Here is a 10,193-nt window from a genome sequence, read left to right on the forward strand (position 1 = left end):
TCAGGCCATCCTGCCAGAGGGTTTATTGTTGCTGGAGTAGTCCGGTAGCGATGCGTTTTAACAGGTCGTTGAAAATCTATCTGCGTTGCCGAATACCGCGTCAAAAACAGGCTCACAGCCAAAGGCTGAACGTGCTTTAGCACGGCCCCGAAGGGGCGAGCGGAGCGAGTCAAATGCTCATTTAGTTCACTAAACTCCGCTTTTTCGCCTGTTTTTTCCTTGTCTCGGCGGCCTCGATAACGTTTTTCAACAGCCTGCTAAAGCCGGACAGGGCGAAAAATGCTGAGGAAGCGGCCTTTACCTGATGTAAATGAGCATTCCGAAGGTCTTTTCAACGCGCTGTGGCCGATGCGCAGCAGGTCGTGAGCAGGTTCTGAGCTTGACGAAATACTGGATTTTAATACAGTGCCTGAGCACTGTCTGCTCAGGAAATAATTGTGGCCCGTACTCAGCGTTTGTTCACCCTGATGCAAATCCTCCGTCGTCATCGCTATCCGGTGACGGCGCAGGTGCTGGCGCAGGAGCTGGAAATCAGCGTGCGCACGCTGTACCGCGATATCGCCACCCTGCAGGCGCAGGGGGCCCACATCGAGGGCGAGGCGGGTCTGGGTTACGTGTTACGCCCGGATTTCGTACTGCCGCCGCTGATGTTCTCGCAGGAGGAAATTGAGGCGCTGGTGCTGGGCGCGCGCTGGGTAGGCAGCCATACCGACAAGCCGTTAGGGCAGGCGGCGACCGATGCACTGGCCAAAATAGCCGCAGTCTTACCGGCTGAGGCGCGTCACTTACTAGATTCCACCACGCTGCTGATCCCCGCTCGGCAGCAGGATGATCGCTGGCAGGCGGAGTTGCGGCAGGCGATGCGGGCTGAGCGCAAGGTACTGGTTGACTACGCGGATGCGCAGGGGCGGGCCAGCCAGCGCATACTTTGGCCCTTTGCTCTGGGGTATTTCGAGCAGGTCCGGGTGGTGGTGGCCTGGTGTGAGCTGCGTCAGGATTTCCGCCATTTCCGGGTAGACCGCATCCTGTCACTGCAGTTGCAGAACGACCATTTCCCCCAGCGTCGAGCCAACCTGCTGGCACAGTGGCGGGCCGAACATCTGCACCGGCCGCGGGAAGTGGAGCAGGTCCGTGTCGATGAAACAGGGGAAGATTCGCAGACCGGCAACGGGTGAGGGCGATGCAAGACGCTGCGGGGGCGTTGAGGCTACTGACAAAAACTGACAGCCATCCCGCCTAGGATGCAGGGCAGCGGACAGGCCATCGCCTGTTCAGTAATCACCCAGCGAGGTTTCATCATGTCTACATCTGCAGCACAAGCCATCAGCAGTCAGCCTAACTTTGTCATTCTTTACGTGGCTGATCCTGAAACCAGCGTGTCGTTCTACACCCGTCTGCTGGCTGTCGAGCCGGTCGAAGTGTCACCCACCTTTGCCCTGTTTGTGCTGGAAAGTGGCCTCAAACTGGGGCTATGGCAAGTAACGTCAATAGCGCCTGCTGCCCAGCTCACCGGCGGTGGGACGGAGCTGGCTATTCCGCTGAGCAGCCGGGAGCAGGTCGATGCACTGTGCATGCGCTGGTGGGATCAGGGCGTACGCATTCTGCAGCAGCCGACCAGCATGGACTTTGGCTATACCTTCACCGCAGCAGATCCTGATGATCACCGTTTGCGCGTGTTCGTCATGGAAATGTGAGAACGTCGCCACGCTCTGCGCAGATCGTGTTCAGTAGTAGCGATCTTCAAGCTGGTGGCGGCGCAGGCTCCTGACCGCATGGGCCGCCACCAGCAGACAACCAAGCATGGCGGCCAGTGCCGCCAGGGCAACATAGAGATTGATGGCCATGTCGGCCAGCAGCTCGGTGCGCACACTGAACGTGGGCAGCCAGCGCGAGTAGCTGATCGCGATATGCTGACCTGTGTGGTAGTCATTGACTTGTTGGGTGACGAAGGTGCCCAGCGTCAGCTCGCCCCCAGCCGGGGTGAAACGGTAGTCGACGGTTTGCGTCGAATAGTGCGGGCTGATGCTGGCAATCACGGCCTGGGTGTCTGCCCTGGCAACGCTGATACAGGCGTAGGTCAGGGCGCCCTTCCTGGCAAACAGCAGTACCATGAACAGCGGCAGCAGCAGGATCAGCGCGATCATCTTGCGGGTATAGTGAAAATCGCGCTGTGCTTCTCTGGGGTAGTACATCAGACCATCCTTGGGTGAATGACGGGTTTGGCTCTCTGAACGTCAACCTACGCTGTCGTGGAGAGAGCGTTTTATCTGCATTCCTGCAGGGGCAGCGCCTGTGAACATGGGCGAGGCCTATTCATTGTTGCGCCGAAACTGCTTCAGCGCCTCGGCTGGCCAGTCCGCCATGACCTCAGGCATATGCTGGGTCAGATCCCAGATCCGTCGTTTCTGCGCCAGTGGGCATTGCCAGCTCAGGTGGGCGGCGATCAGCTGCATACCGGCTGGCCAGCTGTTATCGCGTCCATGACGCGGGTCGCCCAGCACCGGGTGACCGAAGGCCGCCAGATGACGGCGAATCTGATGTTTGCGGCCGGTTTCGATGCTGACTTCCAGCAGGCTGTGGCCCTGCTCCTGTCCCAGACTGCGAAAGCGGGACAGCGCGGCTTTGCCATCCAGCGGATGGTCCAGCGTGTGCCAGTCGGTGTTATCCACAACCCCTGCCACCTTGACCAGATAGCGCTTATCCACATCCCGCTGCTGAAACTGTTGCGACAGCTGCGCTGCCAGTTTGCTGTGATGAGCCAGTAACACCAGGCCCTGGGCTTCGCGATCAAGGCGGTGAATCAGCCAGCATTCGCGGCCCGTCTGCACTTCGGCCTGACGCAGCAGGCTGCAGTGATCGGCATAGGCCGTGCCCTGTGACAGCAGTCCGGCGGGTTTGTACCACAGTGAGTATTTCTTGAAGTCGGCGAGCAGAACCGGCAGCTGCGGTTCACGTGCCAGCAGGTCGGCATCATAGTAGAGCCGCAGCACATCGCCGACTTTCGGCGTATGGCGTACCCGGCGCAGGCGTTTTTCCGGCTGCCCTTTGCTGATCAGCCATACCGCACCCTTGCTCATGGCATCTTTCAGGCGCATTTTGGGCAGGGCACTGGCCGTTGCCAGCCAGTCCAGCGCGGTCATGTCGGCCTTGTCGACAGAAATTTCAAAGGAGGGAGTCGTCATCTTGGTCTGTCAGTTATAATCGCAGCCCGACATAGTACGTTATTTTCACTCTGAACTCAGCCTCGGACCGGTTCACGATCTGCTGCATAGCGTCATCCCTGACGTTCGCGATCATCAACCTTTGCTGCATAGCTGATTCGTGCCACATAGGGCAACCTGCCTGATGAATGCTCCCCATATCCATATTGTTCGCAGCCCACGGCGCAGCAAGACCATTGCCCTGCAGGTGCGGGACGGCAAGATTGTGGTGCGGGCCCCGATGCATACGTCCGACCGTGAGATTCAGGCGCTGCTGCACAAGCAGGCCGCCTGGATTCGGCAGCATCTGCAGCAGCCACCCAAGGCAGTGCCACGGGTCGAGACCGCCATGCCTGCTGAACTGAGCCTGTTGGGGCAACGCTATCAGCTAGTGGCTGACCCGCAGCTCAGTCAGCCGCTGTGGCAACAGGAACAGGCTGAGTTGCGCATTCCGGTCCATTTTCAACAACTGGCGGATTTGCAGCCCTGGCTGCAGCAGTTGGCCCAAACACTGCTGCCGCTTCGCATGCAGCTATGGAGCGAGCGCATGCAGTTGCGGCCAAGAGCCATTGAGGTCAAGCACTATCGCAGTCGCTACGGCTGCTGTACCCATGACGGTCTGATTCGTCTGCACTGGGGGCTGATTCTGGCACCGCAGGCGGAAATGGACTATGTACTTATCCATGAGCTGGCCCATTTGCAGCATTTTCATCACCAGCCCGCTTTCTGGCAGCTGGTCAGTCGTTACTGCCCGGACTGGCGCCGGCGCCGGGCCTGGTTTCGTTTACATGGGAGGGATCTGGTTTTCTAACCCGGCAGCGAACGTTTTAGCTTGAAGTTACCACCCACGAACATTATCTCCTCTCACACGCATTGGCTGATTAGCCGTCAACAGAACAGGAATACATCATGTCCTCATTGCCCCGCGTTTTTGGTATGACTCCGGAAGGAGAAGAAATTGAACTGAATCTGGCGGAGCTGCGCGTCGAATGGGACGACGGTTTACCGCTGATTATCAACTTTGAACCCATTGATGAAGGCAAATCACAGATTTCACTGGAAGTGCCCGATGGCGGTGACGATGAAGAAGAGCCCAGCCATTTTGGTATGCTGGTCGTTCGTCCCGGCGCCTGCAACGTGATCGATATCGAAGTAGAAACCCATGAGGCTGATATTCATCACGACCATGAGCATAGTGAAGACTGCGGCTGCCACTAAACGCTGACAGCAGACGTTGACACAGCCCGGCCAGTGCGCCGGGCTGTGTCGTTTTGGCAGGTCTTACAGGTTTACGCGGCGTGAGTGTGCTGTCAGCTAAGCTGCTCCAGATGTAACGCCACTTCAATACGGTTCCGACCATTGCTCTTGGCGCGATAGAGGGCAATGTCAGCTGCCTTCAGCACCGTATCCAGGCTGGTTTCGCGGCTGATGGGGGCGATCCCCATACTGGCGGTGAGATGCTCAACATCGGGCTGTCCCAACGGCAGCAGACGTTGTTGCAGAGCGGCACACAACCGCTGTGCTTCTTCCACCGAGGTGTTTTCGGCAATCAGCAGGAACTCTTCTCCTCCCCAGCGAATGGCTTGCAGGCGCTTGTTGCCGGGCGGGTTACCCAGCAGCTTGCCCAGCTTGCGTAGTATGCGGTCGCCGGTGTCGTGACCGTAGGTGTCGTTGATACGTTTAAAGTGGTCCAGATCGAGCAGAATCAGGACACTGGGGCAGGTGTCGGTATGTACCGATATGCGTCGCATTGACCAGTACTGGTCAAGATGGCGGCGGTTGAACAGCCCGGTCAGGGCATCGGTATGGGATTCACGCATCAGGCTGGCATTGACATCGCGCATGGCCTGGGTTCGTTCTGCCAGCTTGACTTCCAGACGCTCCTTCAGGGTTTGCCGTGCCTGCTCGGCATCACGCTGTGCCAGATCACATTCTTCCTGCAGGGTACGAATGCGTTCACCCAGAGCAGCGGCCAGTACCAGTACTTCGAGTACTACGCCAATGCGGATGCTTTGTTGGATCAGCCAGCTGTCCGGCAGGTAGCCTAGTAGAAAGCCGATATAGACCAGTGTGCCCGCCGCTGCTGATGCCCAGGCCAGCAGGTACAGGCGGGCCAAGCGCAGACCACGGCGCCAGGCAAGAATGCCGGCGATAATACAGAGTGGCACCAGCACGACTACACTGGCTGACAGCAGCTGCGGAATCCATGCCGGATAGAACGCTCCAGGCGTCAGAATAAAACCGGCGATGACGATCAGCGGCAGGGCCGCCGCGGCCAGCAGGGTATAGCGAAAGCGCGGGGCCAGCTGACGCAGGTGCAGAAAGCTATGGCTGAACATCAGCATGGCCAGAATGGCAATAGCGCCAAACAGGTTATTGCTCTTGGTACCGAGCCAGGGCTGGGCGGGCCACAGGTACTCGTAGGCATAGCCGCTGATGGCTGCCTGATAAAGCACAAATGCAACAACATAGAGGCTGTACCAGCCCTGCGCGCGATTGCGGGTAATGCTGAACAGATAGAGGTTGTACAGCGCCATGGTCAGCAACAGACCAAAGAACAGACCATAGCTGAACTGTTGATGAACCTCATGGCGGGAATAGGCGTTGGGTTGCCACAGCGTCAGCTGCATGCGCTGGTTTGACGACTGCAGGCGCACATAGACCTGATAGTACCCTTGCGCAGCCAGTTGCAGCGGCAGCAGTATGGCCGCGCGGGGTTCGGGCCGATCAGCAATCGCTACGCCAGCGCCGTTACGGAAGTGTTGTACCTGACCATGCTCATCGACCAGATATAAGTCCGCAGTCTGGATGTAGGGTGGGGAAATTTGCAGCCACCATGTCCGCATCTGCATATCCGGGTTGGCAAGGCTGAAGGTGATCCACAAAGGGCGGGTGTCATAGCCCTGTTGCGGTGGTACGCCATCGCTGTCGAACTGATTTTGTGCCGTTGCCTGACGAATCGCATCCAGAGTGAGCTTGCCCTCGGGGTCTGCAATGAAGTGCAGATAAGGTGCCAGCGCAACCTTGTCGCTGGTCGTGTCGGGGGTAAATGCCAGGCTGGCCCGGCAGCTGAGCAGCAGGCAAAGCAGCGCCATCAGCTGTACAAGCAGCGTGCTGCGTTGTTGCAGTCGCGATGGCAAACAAGCCTCAAACATGAACTGTGGACCTTCCTGGTCGGACGGGGGAAATCCATTGTGTTGCCTCAGTTCTTTGGTCGTCATTCCGCGCCTGTTACTGCCTAAGGTCAGTAGAGTGTCCGACACCTTCGATCTGTTCCCGTGGCCATACAGAGCATCACGTCACCTTCTGCAATCTGCTGCCTGAGCGGTTCGGCCATGCGCAGTGGAGCATCGTGGTGTGAGATGTTCTGAGCCTGTTTGCGTTGTACTGAGACGACAATGGAGCCGCTCAGTTTAATGGCTGCCTTGTTGGGAGCCAACAATTCATATCGGCAGCTGCAACAGAGAATGTAGAGATGAGGGGGAATTAAAGGATTATTGTTATTTGCTATCGATCACTGAGTATTAATCAATTTTCATTAAATGGCTTTGCCTCTGATACTGCCGCAATACCCCCGGCATAGTGCTGACAGAAGTATCCTTGTTTGCAACTTGCCGTGAAAAAAGGGGGTTGATAGGGTGGAGGCCTGATCAAGATGAGTACACTGACGTTGCGACCCTCAAGACTACATGCACTGCTCTGGCTGATACTGGGCTGGCTTGCGCTGGCACTGGGCGTGCTGGGAATCATTCTGCCGGGGTTGCCGGGCACCATGTTTATTCTGGCGGCGGCTTTTTGTTTTGCCAAAGGTTCACCACGTTGCCATCAGGCGTTACTCAATCACTCGCTCACCGGGCCCATGATTCGTAGCTGGCAGGAACATCGCGCCATGCCGCGAAGAGCCAAAAAGCTGGCTTACTCCATGCTGGTGGTAGCCTGGGCCATTGGCATGCTGGTGTTTCATGGCTGGCAGTATCGGGTGGGATATACCCTGATCATGCTGGCGGTCAGTGCCGGGTTGGCACGTATTCCGGTGCTGGAAGAGGTATTGCGTCGTCAGCAGCAGTGAGCTGCCATCAGGTGGATAAGCCGACGTATCTAAAACAGGGGGCCGATTTAGTCGGCCCCCTGTTTTTTGTATTGAAACAAGAGGGGGAACGCGGTCTCAGCGGGTTACTGCTTGACCACGACGTAGACCTGATGGCCATTCTGCTGGCTGGGCAGGAACAGCGTGCCGCCTTTCTCGAAATACTGCACACCATTGATGATCACGGCTACTGCACCGGGTGGTAGTGACTCATACACCGAGCCAAAGGGGACGCCGCTACCGCCGTCATTATTGGCTATCACAACGGTTTGGCTGGGTGGCGCTACCACGACATAGTGATCTTGCGGACGGTCATAGCGATACCAGACATCGCGGTCCTGATAGTAGGTGATGCCATTAACGACATGCATCACCATGCCTGTGACCACCAGACCTGCCAGAATGTCACCAATGATCGGACCCGGGCCACCGCCATGGTGGCCGCCCCAGGAGCCGTGTGGTCCGGCTAGAACCTGTTGGCTGTTCAGGCCGAGAAAGCTAACCAGAGTCAGGGCGAGAATTGGTTTTTTCATTGAGCTTTACCTGCGAGTAGATGCGGATGGCGGTCGTCTGCACGTCCTGTACAGGCCGGTTCACCCATCACTGGCGACCCTGCATCCATCCGGCGATGACTATACCTTCTAATATGGGGTGCCGAATCAGGCAGGCTGTAAAAGTGCTGTAAAGGTTCGCTTCAGACTGGCGGAGAATGGGCAATAAGCCGGGGAAGATGTCATGGGCGTGTACTGTGGCAGACGGAAAATGCTCGTTGCCAGTGGGTTGGCAGTTGCTCAATAATGCCAGCAATTTCGTCCTGATGTGGCGTACTCCATGAAGAAAGCGCAAATGAAGGCCTATCACGAAACGGTCAGGCAGTTGTCCGATCGTATCGTCAAGGCACAGGAACCCATCCGCATCCTTGATGCCATCAAATGGGACGACCGTATCGAGTCAGCCTTCTTTGCCAGCAAGTGCAAGGAATTGCCGCTGGTCGATATTGACTACTATCAGGGGCGGCCGCTGAGCTTTGATCCTGACAGCAAGCGCGATGAGTTCTACGAGATTGAGCGTGACATTGCCCGTCGGCTGGGGAATTTCAACCCGTTGGGGCGCATCATGCGGCGTATCTGTCGTGAGTACCGACTGGTCAGCACCATGCTGGAAAACCGCGGCAAGCCCGCTTTTGGGCGGATTTCCCAGGAACTGTACGGCACCGCATCGGAAGTCTTCCATGCCGGTGATCCTACCCTGGCTGATCTGGGCAGGATGATGGATGCCACCCTGACCAAACTCAGTGCCTCTGATGTGATTCAGGATGAAGACAAGACCATCAATGCCGAGCAGGCTGCCAAACAGCTGGATGAACGGCTCAATGCCAAGTTCAATGACACCCAGGTGCGGGTGCTGCTGGATGACAACATTGTAGCTGACGCTGCGGCAGGTTCTGATTATCTGAAGATTCGTCGCGATGCCATGTTCAATCAGCGTGATATCGACATCCTGTTTGTCCATGAAGGCATGGTGCATCTGGGGACGACACTGAATGGTCAGCGCCAGTCCATCTGTACCTTCCTGAGCAAGGGCCCGCCCTCATCGACCATCACGCAGGAAGGGCTGGCCATCCTGATGGAGGTTATTGCGTTCGTGTCCTATCCGACCCGGCTGCGCAAGCTGGCAAACCGTATCCAGGCAGTGGATCTGGTGGAGAATGGTGCTGACTTTATCGACATCTACCAGTTTTTCGTCAAGCAGGGATTCAGCGAGAAGACCAGCTATACCAATGCCACCCGGGTATTTCGTGGCAGCACACCGACCGGTAAGCCGTTTACCAAAGACCTGTCCTACACCAAGGGCTTCGTCATGCTGTACAACTTCCTGCAGCTGGCGGTTCAGAAAGGAAATCTCAACGCCATCCAGATGCTGTTCTGTGGCAAGACCAATCTGGAGGATATCAAGGTACTGACGCAGCTGGCCGAAGAGGGGCTGGTGCAGGCGCCGGTGTTTCTGCCAGATCAGCTGCGGGACATGAGTGCGCTGTCGGCGTGGATGTGTTTTTCTAACTTCCTGAACCATCTGACGCTGGATCGGGTCGAGTCGGATTATGCCGCACTGCTGTAGCATGCTTGAGGTGATGCTTGAAGGGTAAGCAGACAGCGGCCGTTCAATGCGGGCAACAAAAAAGCAGGTCAGGTGTTCACCTGCCTGCTTTTTGTATTTACACCGCTTTCAACACGGGATTAATACAGCGCTTTTTCGTCGCGTAATACTTCTTTCAGCAGATCAAGGTACATCTTGTCTGCGTCGCTGAGGTCGGCGGGGATTTTGATGCTGGTGGTAGCGGAGATACGGTCGGCAATCTTGCGTTCCGCATTGGTTTCATTCATCAGCGCACGAGCAATATCCAGAGACTGGGTAGCAATACTGGGATCAATCAATACTTTCTTGATGAAACCGCGCAGTTCTTCAATCATGCGGTCACGTTTACGAATATCAGCACTTACAGAAGACATACAGACTCCTTGTTGTTAAAGCTTGTCATGCACAGCCTGACTGCCCGCCACTATAGCACAGGCGGTCGGTCTGCGACCTGCCACCTTCTATCTATAGCCATCTGCCGTGTGGCTCTGTGAGAGCGCGGGGCAAAGTACAGTGCTTGTTTCTAACAGGTCGTTGAAAATCTATCTGCGTTGCCGAATACCGCGTCAAACACAGGCTCACAGCCAAAGGCTGAACGTGCTTTAGCACGGCCCCGAAGGGGCGAGCGGAGCGAGTCAAATGCTCATTTAGTTCACTAAACTCCGCTTTTTCGCCTGTGCTTTCCTTGTCTCGGCTGCCTCGATAACGTTTTTCAACAGCCTGCTAAGTATTAGCCAGCGTTTAAAACTCAGGCCACCCGACTCTGTATT

At 56.6% G+C, this 10,193-nt stretch carries 11 protein-coding genes; 6 read left to right on the top strand and 5 right to left on the bottom strand.

Annotated elements, in window-relative coordinates; translation table 11 throughout:
* Positions 1-437 precede the first annotated feature (437 nt).
* Entirely contained in the window at positions 438-1,175 is a 738-nt protein-coding gene (locus tag WH50_RS25275; protein WP_165838566.1) for a helix-turn-helix transcriptional regulator, read from the top strand.
* A gap of 123 nt (positions 1,176-1,298) precedes the next feature.
* Positions 1,299-1,694 carry a VOC family protein gene (locus WH50_RS25280; protein WP_110190213.1) on the top strand — a complete coding sequence of 132 codons (396 nt, stop codon included), beginning with the start codon at positions 1,299-1,301 and terminating at the stop codon, positions 1,692-1,694.
* Positions 1,695-1,724: 30 nt separating this feature from the next.
* Here the strand turns inward: WH50_RS25280 and WH50_RS26505 are convergent, their stop codons facing one another.
* Positions 1,725-2,192: a hypothetical protein gene (locus WH50_RS26505; RefSeq protein ID WP_165838567.1), complete on the bottom strand. Its 468-nt coding sequence runs from the start codon at positions 2,190-2,192 to the stop codon at positions 1,725-1,727.
* A 117-nt stretch (positions 2,193-2,309) separates the two neighbouring features.
* A complete protein-coding gene (locus tag WH50_RS25295; RefSeq protein ID WP_110190201.1) occupies positions 2,310-3,182 on the bottom strand; it encodes an RluA family pseudouridine synthase in 873 nt (290 codons plus the stop codon).
* A 163-nt stretch (positions 3,183-3,345) separates the two neighbouring features.
* Here WH50_RS25295 and WH50_RS25300 point away from each other — a divergent pair, with 163 nt between their 5' ends.
* Positions 3,346-4,011, top strand: coding sequence for a M48 family metallopeptidase (locus tag WH50_RS25300; RefSeq protein WP_110190203.1), 666 nt, complete (start codon positions 3,346-3,348; stop codon positions 4,009-4,011).
* A gap of 98 nt (positions 4,012-4,109) precedes the next feature.
* Positions 4,110-4,418: a hypothetical protein gene (locus WH50_RS25305; RefSeq protein ID WP_104154470.1), complete on the top strand. Its 309-nt coding sequence runs from the start codon at positions 4,110-4,112 to the stop codon at positions 4,416-4,418.
* 92 nt (positions 4,419-4,510) lie between these two features.
* On the opposite strand, the gene WH50_RS25310 is transcribed toward WH50_RS25305, so the two are convergent.
* Positions 4,511-6,355 (bottom strand): sensor domain-containing diguanylate cyclase, encoded by a 1,845-nt coding sequence (locus WH50_RS25310; RefSeq protein WP_165838568.1) that lies wholly within the window; start codon positions 6,353-6,355, stop codon positions 4,511-4,513.
* A 500-nt stretch (positions 6,356-6,855) separates the two neighbouring features.
* On the opposite strand from WH50_RS25310, the gene WH50_RS25315 reads away from it, so the two are divergent.
* Entirely contained in the window at positions 6,856-7,269 is a 414-nt protein-coding gene (locus tag WH50_RS25315; RefSeq protein WP_104154468.1) for a YbaN family protein, read from the top strand.
* 104 nt (positions 7,270-7,373) lie between these two features.
* Here WH50_RS25315 and WH50_RS25320 read toward each other — a convergent pair whose 3' ends face one another.
* Positions 7,374-7,820, bottom strand: coding sequence for a DUF6515 family protein (locus WH50_RS25320; protein ID WP_110190207.1), 447 nt, complete (start codon positions 7,818-7,820; stop codon positions 7,374-7,376).
* A 298-nt stretch (positions 7,821-8,118) separates the two neighbouring features.
* Here WH50_RS25320 and WH50_RS25325 point away from each other — a divergent pair, with 298 nt between their 5' ends.
* On the top strand, positions 8,119-9,405 hold the full coding sequence (locus WH50_RS25325; RefSeq protein ID WP_207780488.1) for a flavohemoglobin expression-modulating QEGLA motif protein: 1,287 nt from the start codon (positions 8,119-8,121) through the stop codon (positions 9,403-9,405).
* 119 nt (positions 9,406-9,524) lie between these two features.
* Here WH50_RS25325 and WH50_RS25330 read toward each other — a convergent pair whose 3' ends face one another.
* Entirely contained in the window at positions 9,525-9,797 is a 273-nt protein-coding gene (locus tag WH50_RS25330) for a hypothetical protein (RefSeq protein ID WP_110190209.1), read from the bottom strand.
* Between the last annotated feature and the right edge of the window lie 396 nt (positions 9,798-10,193).

This window comes from Pokkaliibacter plantistimulans, assembly GCF_003194385.1.
GTDB lineage: Bacteria > Pseudomonadota > Gammaproteobacteria > Pseudomonadales > Balneatricaceae > Pokkaliibacter > Pokkaliibacter plantistimulans.

What these genes read in the sequence shown, in the direction of transcription:
- WH50_RS25280 (WP_110190213.1), top strand. Translation starts at nt 1,299, where the DNA reads ATGTCTACATCTGCAGCACAAGCCATCAGCAGTCAGCCTAACTTTGTC.
- WH50_RS26505 (WP_165838567.1), bottom strand. Translation starts at nt 2,192, where the DNA reads ATGTACTACCCCAGAGAAGCACAGCGCGATTTTCACTATACCCGCAAG.
- WH50_RS25295 (WP_110190201.1), bottom strand. Translation starts at nt 3,182, where the DNA reads ATGACGACTCCCTCCTTTGAAATTTCTGTCGACAAGGCCGACATGACC.
- WH50_RS25300 (WP_110190203.1), top strand. Translation starts at nt 3,346, where the DNA reads ATGAATGCTCCCCATATCCATATTGTTCGCAGCCCACGGCGCAGCAAG.
- WH50_RS25305 (WP_104154470.1), top strand. Translation starts at nt 4,110, where the DNA reads ATGTCCTCATTGCCCCGCGTTTTTGGTATGACTCCGGAAGGAGAAGAA.
- WH50_RS25310 (WP_165838568.1), bottom strand. Translation starts at nt 6,355, where the DNA reads ATGTTTGAGGCTTGTTTGCCATCGCGACTGCAACAACGCAGCACGCTG.
- WH50_RS25315 (WP_104154468.1), top strand. Translation starts at nt 6,856, where the DNA reads ATGAGTACACTGACGTTGCGACCCTCAAGACTACATGCACTGCTCTGG.
- WH50_RS25320 (WP_110190207.1), bottom strand. Translation starts at nt 7,820, where the DNA reads ATGAAAAAACCAATTCTCGCCCTGACTCTGGTTAGCTTTCTCGGCCTG.
- WH50_RS25325 (WP_207780488.1), top strand. Translation starts at nt 8,119, where the DNA reads ATGAAGAAAGCGCAAATGAAGGCCTATCACGAAACGGTCAGGCAGTTG.
- WH50_RS25330 (WP_110190209.1), bottom strand. Translation starts at nt 9,797, where the DNA reads ATGTCTTCTGTAAGTGCTGATATTCGTAAACGTGACCGCATGATTGAA.